At 70.7% G+C, this 19,281-nt stretch carries 15 protein-coding genes; 7 read left to right on the top strand and 8 right to left on the bottom strand.

Annotation, left to right across the window (positions count from 1 at the left end; translation table 11 throughout):
* Positions 1-40: 40 nt before the first annotated feature.
* Positions 41-1,219, top strand: a complete 1,179-nt coding sequence (locus ABT053_RS30990; protein ID WP_350973761.1) for an endonuclease/exonuclease/phosphatase family protein — start codon at positions 41-43, stop codon at positions 1,217-1,219.
* A gap of 43 nt (positions 1,220-1,262) precedes the next feature.
* Here ABT053_RS30990 and ABT053_RS30985 read toward each other — a convergent pair whose 3' ends face one another.
* The 6 genes from ABT053_RS30985 to ABT053_RS30960 all read right to left on the bottom strand — a co-directional run bounded on the left by ABT053_RS30985 (position 1,263) and on the right by ABT053_RS30960 (position 9,277).
* Positions 1,263-2,126 (bottom strand): AfsR/SARP family transcriptional regulator, encoded by an 864-nt coding sequence (locus ABT053_RS30985; protein ID WP_350973760.1) that lies wholly within the window; start codon positions 2,124-2,126, stop codon positions 1,263-1,265.
* Positions 2,127-2,146: 20 nt separating this feature from the next.
* Entirely contained in the window at positions 2,147-3,112 is a 966-nt protein-coding gene (locus ABT053_RS30980; protein WP_350973759.1) for a UbiA prenyltransferase family protein, read from the bottom strand.
* A 15-nt stretch (positions 3,113-3,127) separates the two neighbouring features.
* Positions 3,128-4,168 carry an NAD-dependent epimerase/dehydratase family protein gene (locus ABT053_RS30975; RefSeq protein ID WP_350973758.1) on the bottom strand — a complete coding sequence of 347 codons (1,041 nt, stop codon included), beginning with the start codon at positions 4,166-4,168 and terminating at the stop codon, positions 3,128-3,130.
* Entirely contained in the window at positions 4,150-5,484 is a 1,335-nt protein-coding gene (locus tag ABT053_RS30970) for an aspartate aminotransferase family protein (RefSeq protein WP_350973757.1), read from the bottom strand. The genes ABT053_RS30975 and ABT053_RS30970 overlap by 19 nt, the downstream gene beginning before the upstream one ends.
* Positions 5,485-6,223: 739 nt before the next feature.
* Positions 6,224-8,302, bottom strand: a complete 2,079-nt coding sequence (locus ABT053_RS30965; RefSeq protein WP_350973756.1) for an AfsR/SARP family transcriptional regulator — start codon at positions 8,300-8,302, stop codon at positions 6,224-6,226.
* Positions 8,303-8,938: 636 nt separating this feature from the next.
* Positions 8,939-9,277, bottom strand: coding sequence for a hypothetical protein (locus tag ABT053_RS30960; protein WP_350973754.1), 339 nt, complete (start codon positions 9,275-9,277; stop codon positions 8,939-8,941).
* A 145-nt stretch (positions 9,278-9,422) separates the two neighbouring features.
* On the opposite strand from ABT053_RS30960, the gene ABT053_RS30955 reads away from it, so the two are divergent.
* Positions 9,423-10,052: a DUF1707 and DUF4870 domain-containing protein gene (locus tag ABT053_RS30955; RefSeq protein WP_350973752.1), complete on the top strand. Its 630-nt coding sequence runs from the start codon at positions 9,423-9,425 to the stop codon at positions 10,050-10,052.
* Positions 10,053-10,159: 107 nt separating this feature from the next.
* On the opposite strand, the gene ABT053_RS30950 is transcribed toward ABT053_RS30955, so the two are convergent.
* A complete protein-coding gene (locus ABT053_RS30950) occupies positions 10,160-11,686 on the bottom strand; it encodes an ATP-dependent DNA ligase (protein WP_350973749.1) in 1,527 nt (508 codons plus the stop codon).
* 536 nt (positions 11,687-12,222) lie between these two features.
* The gene (locus tag ABT053_RS30945) at positions 12,223-12,597 is read right to left on the bottom strand and encodes an FKBP-type peptidyl-prolyl cis-trans isomerase (protein ID WP_350973747.1); all 375 of its coding nucleotides are present in this window, start codon (positions 12,595-12,597) and stop codon (positions 12,223-12,225) included.
* A 725-nt stretch (positions 12,598-13,322) separates the two neighbouring features.
* Here ABT053_RS30945 and ABT053_RS30940 point away from each other — a divergent pair.
* The 5 genes from ABT053_RS30940 (at position 13,323) to ABT053_RS30920 (ending at position 19,126) form a co-directional block, all read left to right on the top strand.
* Positions 13,323-14,624 carry an ABC transporter substrate-binding protein gene (locus tag ABT053_RS30940; protein WP_350973745.1) on the top strand — a complete coding sequence of 434 codons (1,302 nt, stop codon included), beginning with the start codon at positions 13,323-13,325 and terminating at the stop codon, positions 14,622-14,624.
* A 246-nt stretch (positions 14,625-14,870) separates the two neighbouring features.
* Complete coding sequence (locus tag ABT053_RS30935; RefSeq protein ID WP_350973743.1) at positions 14,871-15,839, top strand: carbohydrate ABC transporter permease; 969 nt, start codon at positions 14,871-14,873, stop codon at positions 15,837-15,839.
* A gap of 95 nt (positions 15,840-15,934) precedes the next feature.
* On the top strand, positions 15,935-16,693 hold the full coding sequence (locus ABT053_RS30930) for a carbohydrate ABC transporter permease (protein WP_502991904.1): 759 nt from the start codon (positions 15,935-15,937) through the stop codon (positions 16,691-16,693).
* Positions 16,690-18,108 (top strand): GH1 family beta-glucosidase, encoded by a 1,419-nt coding sequence (locus ABT053_RS30925; RefSeq protein WP_350973739.1) that lies wholly within the window; start codon positions 16,690-16,692, stop codon positions 18,106-18,108. The genes ABT053_RS30930 and ABT053_RS30925 overlap by 4 nt, the downstream gene beginning before the upstream one ends.
* A 22-nt stretch (positions 18,109-18,130) precedes the next feature.
* Positions 18,131-19,126, top strand: a complete 996-nt coding sequence (locus ABT053_RS30920; protein WP_350973737.1) for a LacI family DNA-binding transcriptional regulator — start codon at positions 18,131-18,133, stop codon at positions 19,124-19,126.
* Positions 19,127-19,281: the final 155 nt, after the last annotated feature.

Genomic DNA, 19,281 nt, shown 5'->3' with positions numbered 1-19,281 from the left:
CACCCGTACCAGGCCCGCGCTCCGGATCCGGCCGCCGTCGATGACCGGTACGCGGGCGGTGACCGCGACCGCCGAGCCCGAGCCCGAGCCCGCCCGGCGGTCGCGCCGGTGGACCTGGCCGCTGCTGTCCGCGCCGGTCGCCTGGCTGGTGTTCGTGGCGCTCCACCGCGTGCTGTCCGGCCGGGTGTGGTGGTGGCAGGTCCCGGAGCTCGCCCCGCCGCTCGTCTTCGCGGTCCTCCCGGTCCTGCTGCTCGCGGTGGCCCTGCCCGCGCGCCGGGCCCGGGGGTGGATCGCGGCGGTGACGCTCGCCTCCCTGGTGCTCGGCGCGAGCCTGAGCGGGCTCAACCCCGCCGCCCTGTGGCACCGTCCCCCGCCCGCCCCGCCGGGCGCGATCACGGTGTTCTCCTGGAACACGCTGTACTGGGACATGGTGACGGGCGGGGAGACGGCGCCGCCGCCCACCGGCACGCCGGCGCGCGACATCGACGACCTCTACCGGTACCTGCACGAGCAGAAGGCGGACGTGTACCTCCTGCAGGAGTACGTCTACTTCGGCCAGGACTCGAAGGCGATCCGGGTCGACGACCTGGCCAGGCTGCGCCGGGAGTTCCCCGGCTACCACATCGCCGTGGCGAGCGAGCTGGTGACGGTCTCCCGGTTCCCGATCGTCCTGGAGCAGGGGCTCGACCTCCGCCCGTGGGTGTCGGAGAGGCGTGACGCGATCCTGCCCCCCGACCCGGGCCTGCCCGACTTCTCCGCGGTGAAGACGCTGCGCACGGACATACGTGTCGAAGGGGAGAACGGGAACGGCGGCAAGACCGTCTCGTTCTACAACACGCACATCAACTCCCCCCTGCACGCGTTCCCGAAGGGCATGGACCCCCGCCGCCTCAACCGGACCCAGCACGAGCGGCGGCAGGCCAACCTCCGCGCGATCGCCGCCGACGTCGCGAAGAACCCGAATCCGGCCGTGCTGTCCGGGGACTTCAACGCCTCACCGGCGATGGGCATCCTGCGCCTGCTGCCGGACCGGCTCGTCGACGCCACCCCGGTGCTCGGATCGCTCTACCCCACCTCCTGGGACGACCGGTGGCCGCTGTGGCGGATCGACTGGACCTTCACCACGCCGGACGTCACCGTGCACCGGTACGGGATGGTGTGGTCGGAGGGGCTTTCCGACCACAGCGGGCAGCACCTGGTCATCTCGACGAGCGGGTGATCCGGGAAAGCCCCGGCGAGCGGGTGACAACGGTGAAGAGAGGTCAGGGCCTGGACAGCACCCGGTCGGGCGAGTGGGCCGCGGGACGGGTCCAGCTCAGCGGTTCGGCGAGGGGCGCCCAGCCGGTGACGGCGTGGTGGGCGCCGGCCAGGACCACCCCCTCGGCCGCCCAGACCGGCCGGTCGTGGTCGCCGCGCAGGATCTCCTGGTGCAGCGCGCGCAGCTCCGGCCCCGGCTCGATGCCCAGGTGGTCGGCCAGATACCCGCGCAGGCGCGCGTACTGGGCCACCGCCTCCGCGGTGCGACCCAGGGCGCAGAGCGCGCGCATCAGCATGCTCGCGAGCGGCTCCACCAGCGGGTAGCGCGGGACGAGGGGGGTGAGCTCGGTGACCACCGCGTCGGGCCGTCCCAGCCGCAGGTGCGCCTGCGCCCAGGTGACGACGGCGCCGACGAACTGCTGCTCGATGCTGTAGCGCATCCGGGAGGCCCAGTCTCCCGAGATGCCGGTCAGCGGCGAGCCGCGCCACAGCTCCATCGCCTCGGCCAGCAGCGCGGCCCGGACGGAGTCGTCGTCGGCGTGGGTCTGCGCCTGTTTCGCCAGCCGGTGGAACCGGTGGGCGTCCACCCGGTCGGGGTCGGCCTCCAGCACGTAGCCGCCACCGCGGCGCTCGATGGCGGCCGCGGTTCCCGTCAGTGCCTGCCGCAGGCGCGCGATGTGGGCGTACAGCGAATCCGTCGCCCGGTCCGGCGGGAGGTTCCAGACCCGGTCGATCAACGTCTGAAGCGGTACGGGATGGTTGACGTCGACCGCGAGGGCGGCCAGCACCGCGTGTCGTTGCGGCGGCCCCAGCGGGACGCGCCTGCCCTCGACGGTCACCTCGACCGGGCCCAGTATGCGGACTTCCATTCTTTCCTTCCGTGTCGCTCTCACAACGGGACCGGCTGGTGGGCGAGTACGAGCGTCACACCCAGGGTGGCGGCCCACAACATCGAGTTGGCGACCATGACCCGGTCCCGCAGCAGGATCCGGACCGGGTCACCACCGCCTTCGTCCAGCAGCTGGATCTGCAGGTAGCGGAAGAGGGCGAAGAGCGCGAAGGGCGTGGACAGCAGCATCGCCGTCTGGCCGTACTGGGGGCCGAACGGGCCCTCGTCGCGCAGGTACATGAGGCCGGAGACGAGGGCGAGCACGGAGGCGATCTGCAGCAGCCAGTTGGTCAGCTCCAGCGAGTAGCCGTGGAGCGCCGGCCGGTGCGCGGCGCCGGTCTTGAGCTCGTGGCGCCGCTTGCCGATGAGCAGCAGCAGCGACATCGAGAACACCGCGACCAGCAGCCAGGTGGCCGCCCGCCCCCCGGCCACCTCGTACCCCTGGACGACCCTGAGGACGAAGCAGACCGCGACCGTGCCCACGTCGACGAGCGGGATGTGCTTGAGACGGCGGCTGTACGCGATGTTGATCAGGAGGTACACCACGATCGGCCAGTACGGTCCCGGCGTGAGGGCGATGACGGCGGTGAGCAGCGCGAGCAGGCTGGCGCAGTAGGCGTACGCGACCCTGATCCCCACGCGGCCGGCGGCGACGGGACGGTGACGCTTCACGGGATGGTGCACGTCACGGTGCCGGTCGGCGATGTCGTTGCCGACGTAGACGGCGGAGGAGGCCAGGATGAACGCGACCGTGGCCAGGAGGACCTCGGCCACGGTGGCGAGGTTCCACAGGGAGGTGTCGATGAGCGCGAGCGGCACCAGGAGGATCGCCTTGGCCGCGTGCGAGGGCCGTATCAGCCTGAAGAGGTCCGTGACCAGGCGTGGCCGGGCTTCCGGTTTCCGATCCGAGGCCGGTCCCCTGGGCCGCGGGAGTTCTGGAAGGTCTGCCGGTTCGACGACGTACATGCTTTCCCCGTCACTTCAGAAGAAGACTTTCGCCAGTGACAGCGCGCCCTGCCGCCACGCGTCGCGGCTGGTCTGGCCGGCACCCCGCGGTGAGCCGGCGGTGCGATTCTCCCGCCACCAGGCGTACGTGCCGAGGATCGCGTCCCGGTTGGACAGCCGGGGCCGGAAGCCGAGCCGGTCCCTGGCCTTGTCGATGCTGACGTAGGAGTCGGCGCGCAGCTTGTGCACCAGCCGCCCGTACACCGGCGACAGCCGGGTCCGCTCCAGCAGCCGGAGGCCGGCCAGGGCCGGGCGGACGGGCAGCGACACGACGCGCTTGCCGTGGCCGGCCGTGTCGAGCACCGCCTGGAAGTCCTCCCGCAGCGTGCCGAACTCCGCGGCCGCGAGGTTGTAGGTGTCGTTCGCGACGTCCGCCGGTGCCGTCAGGACACCGGCCACGGCGTCCACCAGGTCCTCGATGGCGAGCATCTGGATGCGCACGTCCCCGCGGCCGAGGACCGGGAAGTTGCGGCCCTCCTCGGCCCACTCGAAGAGCATCGCGAACAGGCCCATCCGGCCGGGACCGAGGAAGGTCTTGGGACGCAGGATCGGCACGCACATCCCGCCGGCCCGGTACTTGTCGGCCAGCTCCTCGGCCTCGGTCTTCGCCCTGGTGTAGGGGTCGACCGGCTCGCGCGGGTGCTCCTCGGGGGTGGGCACCAGTTTCGGGAGCCCGTACACGGCGGTGGAGGAGATGTGGACCGTCCGCTCCACCCCGGCCAGGCGCGCGGCCTCCAGCACGCTGTGGGTGCCTCCGACGATCAGGCTCTGGATCTGCTCCGCCGGATAGCTCGGCAGCGCGCCGGCGCAGTGCACGACCGCGTCCGCCCCGGCCATCGCCTCGGCCATCAGCGCGACGTCGCGCACGTCGCCGACCCGGTGGCTCCATCCCGGGTCCGGGTCGGACGGCGGGCGCAGGTCCACGCCGATCACCTCGTGGCCCTCGGTCACGAGCCGCCGGACCAGGTTGCCGCCCAGCATCCCGGCACTGCCGGTCACTACGACCCGAGAGGCCACCGCGATCCCACCTTCTCCCGTACGAACCGGGCGAGCAGCCGGGGCAGGCCCTTGGACAGGGTCTTGTCGAGGCTCTGCACGAAGTACTCGACGTCGTCGGGCTCGATGGCGAGGGTCGGCGCGACGACGAGGGGGTTCTCGACGTTCGGGCTGTAGTACGACACGATGTCGTGCTCGCTGTAGAGGTCGGCGATCACCGAGAGGGTGATCAGCTTGGTGCGGAAGTGTGGGTCGCTGGAGAAGCCGGGCACCAGCTTGCCCGCCAGGTCGAGCACCTTGGGGCCGCCGGTCAGGAACACCCCCCAGAGTGCTCCGGTGCCGGTCACCTGGCCGACCACGTCCGGATAACGCTTCTGGATATTCTCCAGCCCGGGTTTCAGGATGCGCTCGATCTGCCGCGCCCGCGCGGGATAGTCGTCCTCGACGATCACGTTGATCGCCTCCAGCGCGGTGACGGTCTCCTCGCCGAACCCGTAGTAGGTCGTGCTGTGCAGGATGACGTCGGAGAGCCGGTCGTAGGCCTTGCGGAAGATGGGCTCCCGCGCGGTGTACCCGGCGATCGACGCCTTCCCGCCGCCCAGCGACTTCGAGTAGACGAGGATGTCGGGCAGCAGGTCCGGGTAGCGCATGAAGTAGAAGAGGCTGCCGGTCTTGCCCCAGCCGGTGTACACCTCGTCGAAGATCATGATGATGTCGCGCTCGTCGCAGAGCCGCCGTAGCTCGCGCAGGTCCGTCTCCGGCCAGAAGCGCATGCTCGACGCGCTGAACGGCTCGACCATGATCGCGTATACGTCGCACTTGCCGTCGGGGGTGCGCGCCGCGTCGACCGCCGCCCGCACGGCCGCGAGGTCCCCGTACGGGTGGACGACGATGTTCGGGAGCCCGGGGAAGCGGAAGGAGTTCTCCGACGACCCGGTCAGGCTCCCCGCCCCGAGGGTCTTGCCGTGGAAGCTGATGTCGGACCGCAGGATGGTGTTGCGCCGCCCGCCGTGATACTTGTACGCCATCTTGATGGCGCCCTCGTTGGCCTCGGCACCCGAGTTCGGGAAGTAGGAGATGTTCAGGTCGCCGGGCAGCAGCGAGGCCACGTTGTGGCTCAGCGCGGCGACGTACGGCGAGAAGAACGCCTTGTGGACCTCCATGCGCCTGGCCTCGGCGAAGCGGCGCCGGGCCGCCAGGATGCGCGGGTGGTTGTGACCGTGGTTGAGGACGCCGACCCCGCCGGTGACGTCGAGGATCCGGCGGCCGTCCCGGGTCCAGATCCAGGCGCCCTCGGCGCGCTCGGCGAGCTCGCGGCCGAAGCCGAACGAGGTCATGAGGTTGACCTGACTGCGGCTGACGTACTTTCCGTATAGGTTTTGAACCTGCTTTACGGTAAGGTTTTCGCACTCATCGATGCCGATTAGTTCCGACACGTTCGCCCTTTCCTGGCGTTTTTCCGCGAGTTCGCAGCTGCTGGCGTCACAGGTGAGTTCGGTTCGAGGGTGGCAATCGTCGCGAGGTGGGTGCCCGCCGGGGCTCCTGCGGCACTGCCGCCGCTGTCACCGGTCAACCCTTGGGTCTTCCTGCGCAAGGTGCCGGCCTTCTCTCTAGAGGTGTGAGAAGACAAGAGACGTCTCGCCAATGGTGTTAAATGCGGCTATACCCCGCACCACACAAATCTGTATAGGTCGTCGCCGCGGCGCGATGAAACATGAGTAAACAACGCATAAACTCGGGATTTCATCTTTCCGGGATCCGGCGGCCATCGCGGTCACGTGTGACGATGATTTCGGGCATGCCGGATACCGCGATTACGGCGGACGTACATGAGAATATTTCAAACATGTAAATTCGCGGATTACGGATGGCTCGCGCGAGGATTATTTCCGGCGGGCCGGTGCCCGTCGCGCATTTGTCGTCGCCGCCGATCGGATGGAGCGTTCCCATTCCGCGGGCCGTGACGCCCGGGGCGGGCGGGACGGCCGGTGTGGCCGGCGCGGCCACCTCGCTCCCGCGATCACCCGGGCGCTCCGCCGCCGGGACCGGCGGCTCTCCGGGGGAGCCTCGGTGCCCCTAGCGTCCCCACCCGTACGACGGCTGGTAGCGGACGGCGCCGTGGGCGACCGGGAGGCCGGTGCCGTCCCCGGCCGCGCCGTGCCCCTGGCGCGCGTCGGAGATCAGGTCGGCCATCTTGGCGTTGAGCCACCGGGGGTCGGCCGTGCATCCGGCGGGCGGCAGGCCGAAGCGGCCGAGCGAGAGGTGACCGAACTTGGCGTCCCGCCTGGTCCGCCGGTTGCACACGTCACCGAGAGTGCAGGCGATGACGAGGGAGCTGTGCAGCGCCCGCCGTACGGCCTGCACCTGTTCCTCCTCGGTCTCCTCCTGCCGGGTCCGTTCGCGGGCGAACAGGCAGAGCAGGTCGTGCATGCGGTACCGGTCCGCGTCGCGGACCTCGAGGAGCTGGGCGTCCGCGAGATGGTCCAGGAGATCCGCGGTCTGCGCCTCCGAGCGGTCGGCCAGCGCCGCGGCGACCGCGACGCTGATGTCGGATCCGCCGAGCAGGCTCAGCAGCCGGAACATGCGGGAGTGCTCGGCCCCCAGGCTCCGATAACTCACCATGAAGCAGGCCCGGACCGCCCGGTCGTCGGCCTGCAGCTCCGACAGGCGGTGGTCCTCGACCGCGAGGCGGTCGGCGAGGACCCGCAGCGTCAGGCCCGGCCGGGCGATGAGCCGGGCGGCGGCGATCCTGATCGCCAGCGGCAGGCCGCCGCAGAGCCGCACGATCGCGCGCGCCGCCCAGGGGTCGGCGGCGACGCGCTCCTCGCCGATCAGGCGGCTGAGCAGGGTGGTCATCTCGTCCTCGGCCATGACGTCGAGGCGCAGATGCGTGACGGCGTCCAGGGAGGTCAGCATCCTCCGGGAGGTGATCAGCACGCAGCAGGCGGGGCTCGCGGGCAGCAGCGGCCGTACCTGCGCGGCGTCCCTGGCGTTGTCGAACAGGAACAGCAGGCGCCTGCCGTCGGTCAGCGAGCGGAACCGCGCGGCGGCCTCGTCCACCTCGGTCGGCACGGCCGCGTCGTCGCCGCCGAGGGAGCGTAACAGGCGGGCGAGGACCTCGGCCGGGTTCAGCGGCTTGACGTTGGGGGTGGAGCCGTGCAGGTTCACGTAGAGCTGCCCGTCGGGGAACCGGTCCGCGATCTGGTGGGCGACGTGCACGGCGAACGCCGACTTGCCGATCCCGGCCGCCCCGGCGATCGTGGAGACGACGATCTGGCCGGGACTCGCGGAGACCAGCGCCGTCCGCAGCCGCGAGACCTCGGCGGCCCGCCCGGTGAACGCGGCCGAGTCGATCGGGAGCTCGGCCGGGGCGAAGACCCGGCGGGCGATCACCGACGGTGACGGCGCCGCCAGTACGGAGTCGTCGGCGAGGATCTGCCGGTGCATGCGGATCAGGTCCGGGCCGGGGTCGACGCCGAGCTCCGCGGCGAGCATCTCCCGCGCGCGCTGGTACACCGCGAGCGCGTCGGCCCGGCGGCCGGAGCGGTACAGGGCGAGCATGAGCTGTGCCCGGAGCCGCTCGTTCAGCGGGTCCCTGCGCGTCAGGGCCTCCAGATCGGGAAGCGCCTCGCCGTGCTGGCCCAGCGCCAGGCGGGCCTCCAGCGCGGCGTCCACGACGGTCGTCCTCAGCCGCTCCAGCCGCGCCGCCTCGCCGCGCAACGGCTCGGGCAGGGAGAGTCCCTCCAGGACCGCCTCGGCGCGCCAGAGGCCCAGGGCCCGGGTGCAGCGTTCGAGCGCGACGTCATTTCGCCCTTCGGATAACATCAGGCGCCCTTGGGAGGCGAGTTCTTCGAACAATCTCACGTCTATTTCACCGGGGGCCGCCCGGAGCACGTAGCCGTTGGAGCCCGCCTCGATCCGGGACGGCGAACCGAGCACCCGGCGCAGCGCGGAGATATACGTGTAGAGGTTCGACTCGGCGTTGACGGGGGCCTGTTCGCCCCACAACCAGTCGAGCATCCGATGGGTGGGGATCGCCTTACCGGCATTGAGCAGCAGGGCGGCGAGCAACACCCGCTGTTTGCGTCGCCCGAGGGCGATCGGCTGCCCATTGGACGTGCGAACTTCGATCGGTCCAAGAATCTTGAAATCCATCGGCATCACTCTTCAGCGCATACCACGCACCAGCATGAAACGTACAAATACGCATAAATCCTGTTTTACATAGCGACTCATGATCGCGGGCTTCAACCTTCTGACGGTACTCACCTGAAGGGAAGAAAAAGATTACGCGGGAGACACCCCCGAAGGCTCACACACCGGTGCGACGTCGCGTGACGCGTATCGTGATCGGCCCCCTCCGGCCACTCCGGCCAGGGGAATCCCAGATGGTGGAATGGTCGCGCCACGGACCCCGGTCGCGCCGCCGACGCCGCCCGCGCGTCGGCACCGGCCGACAGGGCCACCGGCCGGCGCCGGCGAACGCGATGAGCCTCCCGGGCGCGGCGTCGAGTCCACCGGCTTCGGGACGGGCCGCCGTGCGAGCCGGTGGAGGGGGCGGAGCTCCTCCGCCGCCCGCGCGCCCGGCGCCGGCGTCCACCGCTCCCGGGTCCGCCGGGTCCCGCCGGCCGGTCGTCACGCGGCGGGTCGTCTCACGGCCGGTCGTCACGCGGGCGTCCGGCCGTGCGGCCGGGGGAGCTCGAAGGGCCCGGCCGCCGTTCCGCGCGGTCCCGTGTCACCGGGCGGCCGGGGTCTCCCCGGCCCGGCGACGAGGGGGCCGGGTCTCCCGGCTCAGCCCTCCGCGCGCTTCTGGCGCTCGTTGTAGGCCCTCATCCGAGGGGGATAGCCGGTCAGCTGCACGTCGTAGACCGGCAGGGCCAGGTCGCGGGCCACCTTGCGGATCACCGCGGGGGAGCCGACCCGGCGCCGGGTCCACTCACCGTCGTCGGCGACGGCCACCGCCGTGGTGTTCGTCGCGAAGGTCTCGGGCTCGACGTAGAACTCGACGCCCCGGCGCGACTTCGCGAAGGCGATGAGCGCCTCGATGTCGGCGTCGGTCGTGGCGCGGTCGTACCTGGCGATCTTAGGCCCGCGCAGGCGCCTCAACCCATAGCGATCTCGCCATCTCATATTTCCTTGTATACCTCTCCTGCTCGTTCCATGGCGGAAGGCCAGGGATGGGTCTCAGGGGCTTATGGGGGTTCATCCTGATATACGGGGCCGACAATCTGGACGAGCATTGAGGTCGAAGCGGCGACGAAAGGGTATCGGTCTCATGGCAGGCACAGCGACACCAGCGGGCCCGGGGTACGGGGGAGTGCCGGCGACAGGTCCCCGGCCCGGCCACGCGGGGCTTCGGGTCAGCAACCAGGATCGTGAGCGGGTGGTCGAGCACGTCCAGGCGGCCTACGCGGAGGGAAGACTCGACAAGATCGAGTTCGACGACAGGCTGGAGCGGGCGATGACGGCCCGCGTCCACGGCGACCTCGCCCCCATCATGAACGAGCTGTACGGCACGCACCCGGCCCGGCCCGTGTCCTACCCGCCCGTCATGGGTCAGGGGCACCACGTCCGCCCCGCCGGGCGGGGTGACACCGGAGCCGAGCGGCTGGGCGCGATGGCGTCCCACCTGCTCCCGCTGATCGGCCTCCCCGTCGTCGGCCCGGCCGTCATGATGCTCACCGCGGGCAAGACCTCGCCCTACATCCGGGCGCACTCGGTGGAGGCGCTCAACTTCCAGCTGACGATGCTCGCGGCCACCATCGTGCTGGCGATCACGTTCATCGGCTTCGTCCTGACGCCGCTGCTCTGGATCGGCGGCGTGGTCCTGTCCGTGGTCGGCGCCGTGGCCGCGGCGGGCGACGGCGACTTCCGGTATCCCTTCACCCTGCGTCCGGTGAAATGACGCCCGCGGCGTCCCGGCACCAGCGCTGTCCCGGGAGCAGCGGTGTTCCGGCATCCGCGGTGTCCGCGGGATTGACGACCCCTCGGGGCTGACGGCCGAGGGGGACGTCAGAGCATGAGGGAGCGGACCATGTCGACGGTGTCGGCCTGGTCCGCCGTCTTGTCGGTGCGGTAGCGGATGACCCTGGCGAAGCGCAGCGCCATGCCGCCGGGATAGCGGCTCGACTGCTGCACGCCGTCGAAGGCGATCTCGACGACCGTCTCGGGGCGGACGGCGACCGTCCAGCCGTCGGTGGGACCCTCGGCGATGCCGAGGAAGCGCTCGGTCTGCCAGGCGAGCAGCTCGTCGGTGAGCCCCTTGAAGGTCTTGCCGAGCATGACGAACCCGCCGGTCAGCGGGTCGCGGGCACCCAGGTGCAGGTTGGAGAGCCTTCCCTCGCGGCGGCCGCTCCCCCATTCGGCGGCGAGGACGACGAGGTCGAGCGTGTGCCGGGGCTTCACCTTGATCCAGCCGGCGCCGCGCCGGCCGGCCGCGTAGGGCGTCAGGAGTGACTTGACCACCACGCCCTCGTGGCCGCTCCTGATCACGTCCTTGAAGAACGCCTCGCCCTCCGCGACGTCGCCGGTGACGAGGCGGGGGGTGACCAGCTCCGGGGGCACGGCGGCGGCGAGGGCCGCGTGGCGTGCCTCGCCCGGCAGGTCGAGGAGGTCGGCGCCGTCGACCCGCAGCGCGTCGAAGAAGAAGACGCTCAGCGGGGTCCTCTCCCTCGCGCGCGGCACGTCGGTGCGGCTGGACACGCGGCCCGAGGTGACCTGGAAGGGCTCGGGGCGCCCGTCGGCGCGCAGCGCGATGACCTCGCCGTCGAGGACCAGGTCGCGCGAGGGCAGGGTGCCCATCGCCTCGACCAGCTCGGGCACCTGCGCGGTGATGTCCTCCAGGGCGCGGGTGAAGACGGTGACCCGGTCGCCCGAGCGGTGCGCCTGGAACCTGACGCCGTCGAGCTTCCACTCGACGGCGACCGGCCCGCCGAGCTTGCCGAACGCGGCCTCGATGGAGGTGGCGCTCTGGGCGAGCATCGGCGACACCGGGTGGCCCACCTCCAGGTGGAAGGCGCGCAGCGCCTCGACCCCGCCCCCCAGTGCGGCGGCGCCGACGGCGGGAAGCCAGCCGCGCAGTGTCAGCGCCCGCCTGACCTCGGCGGACGGCACCCCGGCGGCCTTCGCCACGGCCTCGATCATCACTCCCTCGAGCGCGCCCTGGCGCAGCTCGCCCCGGAGCAGCCGCGACAGGAAGACCTGCTCCTGGCGGGTGAGGGAGCCGAACAGCTCGGAGACCAGAGCCTTGCGCGCGGCCTGCGAGCCGGGGCCGGACAGGGCCTTGATCCGGTCGAGGAGGTCGTGGACCCCGCGCAGGGTGGCGGTGGCGGCGAGCCGGGGCTCCGGCGGGTCCTTCAGGCTCGTCCAGCCCACGCCGACGTTGCGCTGCGGCAGCTCCCCGGAGAGGTAGGCGATGGCGATCTCCGCCTCGTCCGGCTCCAGTCTGCCGAGCAGCTCCGCGAGGTGGGCGGTCTTCGCCAGCCGGGCGGAGCTGGCGGTCACGGCCGCCGAGGTGCGCGCGAGGTCGATCAACAACACAATGGCCAGCTTAAGAGCTGCGCGCGGCATTTCGGTGAGGTGAGGCGCTGCTTTTCGGAGTCGTCGCGTTTCCGGGAAGGCGGGATTTCCCCTGAACCCCCCTGAACGTGAGATGACCGCCCGCTTAAGGCCGCTTAAGGTCGATCGGGGCTGGTCGGGGCGGATCAAGGTCGATCAATGCCGATCGGGGCACGCGGGGGACGGCACCGGACACGGGGGACACAGGGGACACAGTGGACGCGGCGGACGCAGTGGACGCGGCGGACGCGGATCGCGGGAAGGCGTACCGGCCGGAGGAACATCGGGAACGCGAAGAGAGCGAGGACACCGAGCCTCGGGGGCGCGCGGTGCACGCGGTGCGTGGTGCGCGCGGTGCGCGGAGGACGCGGCGGACCCAGAGCGTGCCGCGAGGTGTACGGAGGACGCGGCGGGCACAGGGCGGGCCGCGAGGTGCGCGGTGGGCGTGACGGGACACGCCGGGCGGGCCGCCCGTCGCCGGGAAGGCCCGCCCGTCCGTGCCGTCTCGCCCCGGGGCGTCAGCTCACGCCGAGCAGGTCCACGACGAAGATGAGCGTCTCGTTCGGCTTGATGCGAGCGCCCGCGCCGGCGCTGCCGTAGCCGAGGTGCGGCGGGATGGTGAGACGGCGGCGGCCGCCGACCTTCATGCCCGCGACACCCTGGTCCCAGCCCGCGATGACCCGGCCACCGCCCAGCGGGAACTGGAAGGCGTCGCCGCGGTTCCACGACGCGTCGAACTCCTCGCCCGTCGAGAAGGCCACGCCGACGTAGTGCACGGTGACCTGGTGCCCCGCCGTGGCCTCCGGGCCATCCCCTACGACGATGTCGACGATCTCCAGCTCCGAGGGCGGGGCGCCTTCCGGAAAGTCGATCTCCGGCTTCTCCAGTGCCACGTGGTTCTCCTTGATTGGATACGCGCCGGCCGATTTCCGACCGGCCGGACGACTCTACGGGGTCCGGCGCCACCACGAGAGCCATGGGGGGCCAGGCGGCCTCCGCGTCGCACTTCCGGAGAGTCACCCTTCCGGGGAATCGCCCTTCGGGAGAGCCGCCCTTCCGGAGAGTCGCCCTTCGGGAGAGTCGTCTTCCTGGGAGCCGTTCTCCGGGGAGCTGTCCTTTCGGGGAAAGCGGGCCGTTCTTCCCGGGGGCTTCCTGAAAGGCTTCGGGGGTGGGCGGCCTCGCGTACGGGGGCGGCCGGGCACGTCACCCGGGATCACCCCGCGCGAGGGCGGCGGTCATCGGCGCCGCGGGTGCCGGCGGCGCGGGGGGACATGCGGGGAGGCATGCGGAGAGTCGCTGGGGAGCGCTCTCTGAGAAAGAGAGTGACCCGCCCCGCGGGGAGTGTCAAGGGTTCGGCGCGGCGCCGTGGAACATGACGGAAACGCGACCTTAATGTGACCTTTCGCTGTGGGAACGCTCCATTCACCAGAAAATTTAACCTCGAAACCTGCGTGACCTGCGGAAATACTCAAAGGCTTGGGAGAGCGCTCTCCGTGAAAAGCTGATCGCCGAGCTCCCATCGGCGCAGGGGGGACCGTTGACACGTAACCCGCTTGGCATCAATCTGCTCAGGGAGCGCTCTCTCCATGATCACTTATGAGGACCCTAGGAGGGTTCCATGCGTAAGTTACGCCAGCGGTTCCTCGCCCCGATGGTCGCCGTTTCCGCCCTGGCCCTTGGCCTGACCGCCTGCGGCGGCGGTGACGCCGAGACCGCCGGGACCGGCGGAGCGGCCTCCGCGCCGGCCGAGAAGATCAAGCTGACCGTCGGGCTGTTCAGCGACTTCCACTACGCGCCGCTGTACGAGGAGTTCAAGAAGACCCACCCCAACGTGGAGATCGTGGAGCGCCGCGCGCAGTTCAACGACCACCACACCAACCTCATCACGCAGCTGACCACCGGCGCGGGCGCCGCGGACGTGGTCGCCGTCGAGGGCGGTTACATCGGCGCCTTCACCCCGGTGCCGGACAAGTTCTACAACCTCAAGGAATACGGCCTGGACAAGCGCCAGAGCGAGTACCTCGACTGGAAGTGGAAGCTGGGCGTCTCCAACGACGGCTCCTCCCTCCTGGGCCTGGGCACCGACGTCGGCGGCCTGGCCATGTGCTACCGCCCCGACCTGTTCAAGAAGGCCGGCCTGCCCACCGACCGCGAAGAGGTCGGAGCGCTCTGGCCGACGTGGGACGCCTACATCGAGACGGGCAAGAAGTTCGTCGCGGGCAAGGTGGAGGGCGCCAAGTTCACCGACGGCCCCGGCGAGCACTTCCGCGCCATGGTCGAGCAGGCCCCCATCGGCTTCTACGACGCCCAGTACAACATCGTCGCCGCCACCAACCCCGACGTGCGCAAGGCGTTCGACACCGGCGTGCAGATGATCAACGACGGCCTCTCGGCCAACCTCGCGGCCTTCTCGCCGCCGTGGAACACCGGCATCGCCAAGGGCACCTTCGCCACCATGGTCTGCCCGGCCTGGAAGACCGGCACGATCAAGGACCAGAAGCCCGGTGAGGGCACCTGGGACATCGCCGCGGTGCCCGGCGGCGGCGGCAACCAGGGCGGTACCCACCTGATGCTGCCCAAGCAGGGCAAGCACCCCAAGGAGGCCGCCGCGCTGATCGACCTGCTGACCAACAAGGACAGCCAGATCAAGCTCTTCAAGGAGGCCAGCGCGCTGCCCTCGCTGCCCGCCCTGTACGACGACCCGGCGGTGAAGGACTACGTCAACCCGTACTTCGGCAACGCGCCGATCGGCAAGATCTTCACCGACGCGGCCAAGGCGCTCAAGCCGCAGCCCGTGGGCCCCAAGGCCGGTGACGTCCTGCAGGCGATCGGCAACGGCCTCCAGCGGGTCGACCAGGGCAAGCAGAACGCCGAGGAGGCCTGGGCGCAGGCGCTCAAGGACGTCGGCAGGATCAAGTAGCCGCCCCGGCCGGCTGGTCTCGCACCGGTCGGCCACCTGCCCGTGCCTCCCGCCGTCCTCGCGAGGGGCACGCCTCCCGTCCCCGTAAGCCGCACGCCCGTCCCCGCGAGGGGCCGCCCCCGGTCCCCGTGAACGGCGCGCCTCCCGTGCCGGCGAGCCGTGCGGCTCCCGGCGCGACGGGCCGCGTGCCTCCCGCGACGGGCCGCACGCCTCCCGCCGTCCACCGAATCGCCGAAAGGAGCTGCCATGGCCACCCGCGCGCCCGATCGCCTGGCGGCGGTCCCACCGAACAGGCCGAAGCGGCCTCCCCGCCTCCGCCGCCACCTGGCCCACCAACTCGACGTCAAGGGCTCGCCGTACGCCTACGTGGCCCCTTTCTTCCTGCTGTTCTCCGCGTTCGGGCTGTTCCCCCTCGCCTACACCGCCTGGGTGAGCCTGCACGAGTGGACGCTGCTCCAGGACGAGCAGACCTTCGTCGGCCTGGAGAACTTCAGGACGCTGCTCGCCGACGACTACTTCTGGAACGCCACCTTCAACACCCTGTCCATCGGGGTGCTGTCCACCGCGCCGCAGCTGCTGCTCGCCATCTGGCTCGCCCACCTGCTCAACCGGCCGCTGCGGGCGCAGACCTTCTTCCGCATCACGCTGCTGCTGCCCAACGTGACCAGCGTGGTCGCGGTGGTGGTCATCTTCAGCCAGCTGTTCGGCCGTGACTTCGGCATGATCAACTGGGTGTTCTCACTGGTCGGCATGGACGGCGTCGCCTGGAACGAGGGGGTGCTGAGCTCCCACTTCGCCATCTCCACCATGATCATGTGGAGGTGGACGGGCTACAACGCCCTCATCTTCCTCGCGGCGATGCAGGCCGTGCCGCGCGAGCTGTACGAGGCGGCCACCATCGACGGCGCGAGCGGGATGACCCAGCTCCGCAAGATCACCATTCCGATGATCAAGCCCACGATCATCTTCGTCGTCATCACCTCGACGATCGGCGCGATGCAGATCCTCGCCGAGCCGCTGCTGTTCAGCTCCTACATCATCACCGGCGGGGTGGACCGGCAGTACCAGACGCTCTCACTGTTCATCTACGAGAACTTCACCAAGCTTGACTTCGGCTACGCCTCGGCCATCTCCTGGATGATGTTCGTCTTCATCGTGGTGGTCGCCGGCATCAACTATCTGCTCACCCGTCGCGGGAAGGGAGGGCTGTCGTGAGCGCTCACACCGCCGTCTCCGCGGTCCGGAGGCGCTCCGGCGGCGCCGCGCGCAGGCTCACCTACCTCACGCTGGCCGCGGTGGCGTTCTTCTCCATGCTGCCGCTCTACTACAGCGTCGTGGTGGCCTCCCGCGACAACGCGGCCCTGGCCGACGTGCCGCCGCCGCTGATCCCCGGCGGCAACTTCTTCGCCAACGTCGCCCGCGTCTTCGACACGGTCCCGTTCGCGCTGGCGATGCTCAACTCCGTCATCGTCTCCGGCTCGGTCGCGCTCGCGGTGATGTTCTTCTCCACCCTGGCCGGGTTCGCCTTCGCCAAGCTGCGCTTCCGCGGGCGCAACGCCCTGCTCCTGCTCACCGTGGCGACGATGATGGTGCCGACCCAGCTCGGCATCATCCCGCTGTACATGCTGATGGTGAAGCTGGAGTGGACCGGCACCATGTACGCGCTGATCGTGCCCGCGCTCGTCAACGCGTTCGGCGTGTTCTTCATGACCCAGTACCTCTCCCGGGCGCTGCCGACCGAGCTGCTCGAAGCGGGGCGGGTCGACGGCTGCACCACCTGGGGCCTGTTCTGGCATGTCGTGCTCCCGGCCGCCCGCCCGGCGGCGGCCGTGCTCGGCATGCTCACCTTCATGTCGGTCTGGAACGACTACTTCTGGCCGCTGGTCGTCCTGACCCCGGAGGATCCGACGGTCCAGGTCGCCCTGTCCACACTGGCCAGCGGATACGTCAACGACTACGTGCTCGGCCTGGCGGGTACCACGCTCGGCACGCTGCCACTGGTCATCGTGTTCGCTCTACTCGGCAAACAGATCATCGGAGGAATCATGCAGGGAGCGGTGAAGGGATGACCGTCGTCGGCACTCGGGGGGCCACCCTTACACAGGGGCGCGCTGACTTCCCCACCGGTTTCGTCTGGGGCGCGGCCACCGCGTCCTACCAGATCGAGGGAGCCGTGAAGGAGGACGGCCGCGAGCCCTCGATCTGGGACACCTTCTCTCGCACACCGGGAAAGGTCGTCGGGGGTGACACAGGCGACGTGGCGTGCGACCACTACTTCCGCCACGCCGACGACATCCGGCTGATGACCGAGCTGAACCTGGCCGCGTACCGCTTCTCGGTGGCCTGGCCGAGGGTCCAGCCGTACGGCAAGGGGCCCGTCAACACGCGCGGCCTCGACTTCTACAGCCGCCTGGTGGACCGGCTGCTGGAGGCGGGCATCACGCCGTACGCCACCCTCTACCACTGGGACCTCCCGCAGACGCTGGAGGACGCGGGCGGCTGGCCCGAGCGCGACACCGCCCACCGCTTCGAGGAGTACGCGGCGGCCGTGCACGCGCGGCTGGGAGACCGGGTCCGCAACTGGGCGACCCTCAACGAGCCGTGGGTGGCGGCCTTCCTCGGCTACGGCAACGGGGTGCACGCGCCCGGCAGGACCGACCCGGCGGCGGCCTTCCGCGCGGCCCACCACCTGTTGCTGGGGCACGGGATGGCGGCGCGCGCGCTCCGCGAGGGCGGCGCGGAGGAGATCTCGCTGGTCCTGAACCTGTCACCGGTGATCACCCCCGCGCAGGTGGACGACCCCGGGGCCGAGGTCTCGGAGGCGGACGCGGAGGCGGTCAGCAGGGTCGACACCCTGCTGGTGCGGCAGTTCGTCGAACCGGCGCTGCGCGGGGAGTATCCCGCGGAGTTCCTCGACATCGTCGCCCGCAACGGCGGCGTCGACCACATCTGGGACGGCGACCTGGCGACCATCAACCAGCCGATCGACCTGGTGGGCATCAACTACTACAACCCGTGCGTCGTGGAGGCGAGCCCCGGCGAGGCGGCCGACGCGGCGTGGCCGGGCACCGAGGACATCAGGTTCTGCCCCGCGGACGGCGTGCCCGCCACCGCGATGGGCTGGCCGATCGTGCCGAACGGGCTCTCCCGGCTGCTGGTGCGGCTCTCCGACGACTACCCGGAGGTCGGCCTGATCATCACCGAGAACGGCGCGGCCTTCGACGACGTCGTGGAGGACGGTCACGTCCACGACGTCCGCAGGACCGAGTACCTGGACGGACACCTGCGCGCCGTGCACGCCGCCATCGCCGACGGGGCCGACGTACGTGGTTACCTGGTCTGGTCACTGCTGGATAATTTCGAGTGGGCCGAAGGGTACCGGCGCAGGTTCGGGATCGTGCACGTCGACTTCGCCACCCAGCGGCGTCTGCTCAAGGACAGCGCGCTGTGGTACCGCGATGTCATCACACGTAACGGACTGTAACCGACCGTAGGGGAAGAACACGATGAGACGACCCACCCTGGAGGCGGTCGCCGCCCGTGCCGGGGTATCCCGGTCGACCGTCTCCCGGGTGGTGAACGGCCAGACCACGGTCACCGCCGACATCCGGGACCTGGTCATGCGCGCGGTGAACGAGCTCGGCTACGTCCCCAACGGGGCGGCGCGGAACCTGGTGACCCAGACGACCAACTCGGTCGCCCTGGTCGTCTCGGAGTCGCCGAACCGGGTGTTCTCCGACGACCCGATGTTCTCCACCGTCATCCGCTCGGCCAGCCTGGAGCTGGAGGCCGTCAACAAGCAGGTCGTGCTGCTGCTGGCCGGGTCGCCGGAGAGCCACGCCCGGGTGGAGCACTACATCGCCGGCGGCCACGTCGACGGCGTCATGCTGGTGTCCAGCCACGGGGCCGACCCGCTGCCGGTCGCGCTCACCCGGCTGCGCGTCCCGGTCGTCTCCTACGGCAGGCCCGCGGTGCCGGTCGCGATGCCGTACGTCGACAACGACAACGTCGACGGCGCCGCCGCGGCCGTGCGGCACCTGCTGGAGCGGGGCAGGCGGCGCATCGCCACCATCGCCGGGCCGCTGGACATGATAGGCGGCCAGGACCGGCTGGCCGGGTACCGCGAGGTGCTGCGCGACTCCGACCGCCGCTCGATCATCGCGGTCGGCGACTTCACCCGCGAGTCGGGGGCGATCGCGATGCGGCAGCTGCTCGCCGACGACCCGGAGATCGACGCGGTCTTCGCCGCGAACGACCTGATGGCGATCGGCGCGATGCACGCGCTCCGCCAGGCGGGCCGGCGGATCCCCGAGGAGGTCGCCATCGTGGGCTACGACGACATAGAGGCCGCCCGCTACACCGACCCGCCGCTGACGACCGTCCACACGCCGCACGCCGAGCAGGCCGCGGCGATGGTCCGCCTGCTGCTCTCCCTCTTCGAGGGCGGCCCGGCCGAGCCGGTGATCGTGTCCACGGAACTGGTCGTCAGGTCCTCCTCGTAGTCCCCGGCCGGCCCCCGGACCCGTGGCGCACGGCCCGGCCTCGGGACTCGCGGTCCCCGCCTGGCCCCGGACCCGTGGTCCCCGGCCCGGTCCCGCCGGTCCCGCGTCCGTCGTCGCTCGCCCGGCACCGGGCCGCCCCCGGGCGCCGGCGCCGG

It is taken from the genome of Streptosporangium sp. NPDC002524 (genome assembly GCF_040295985.1).
Lineage (GTDB): Bacteria > Actinomycetota > Actinomycetes > Streptosporangiales > Streptosporangiaceae > Streptosporangium.
Note: the sequence above shows the minus strand (reverse complement) of the source record. Positions and strands in the feature narration are given on the sequence as shown.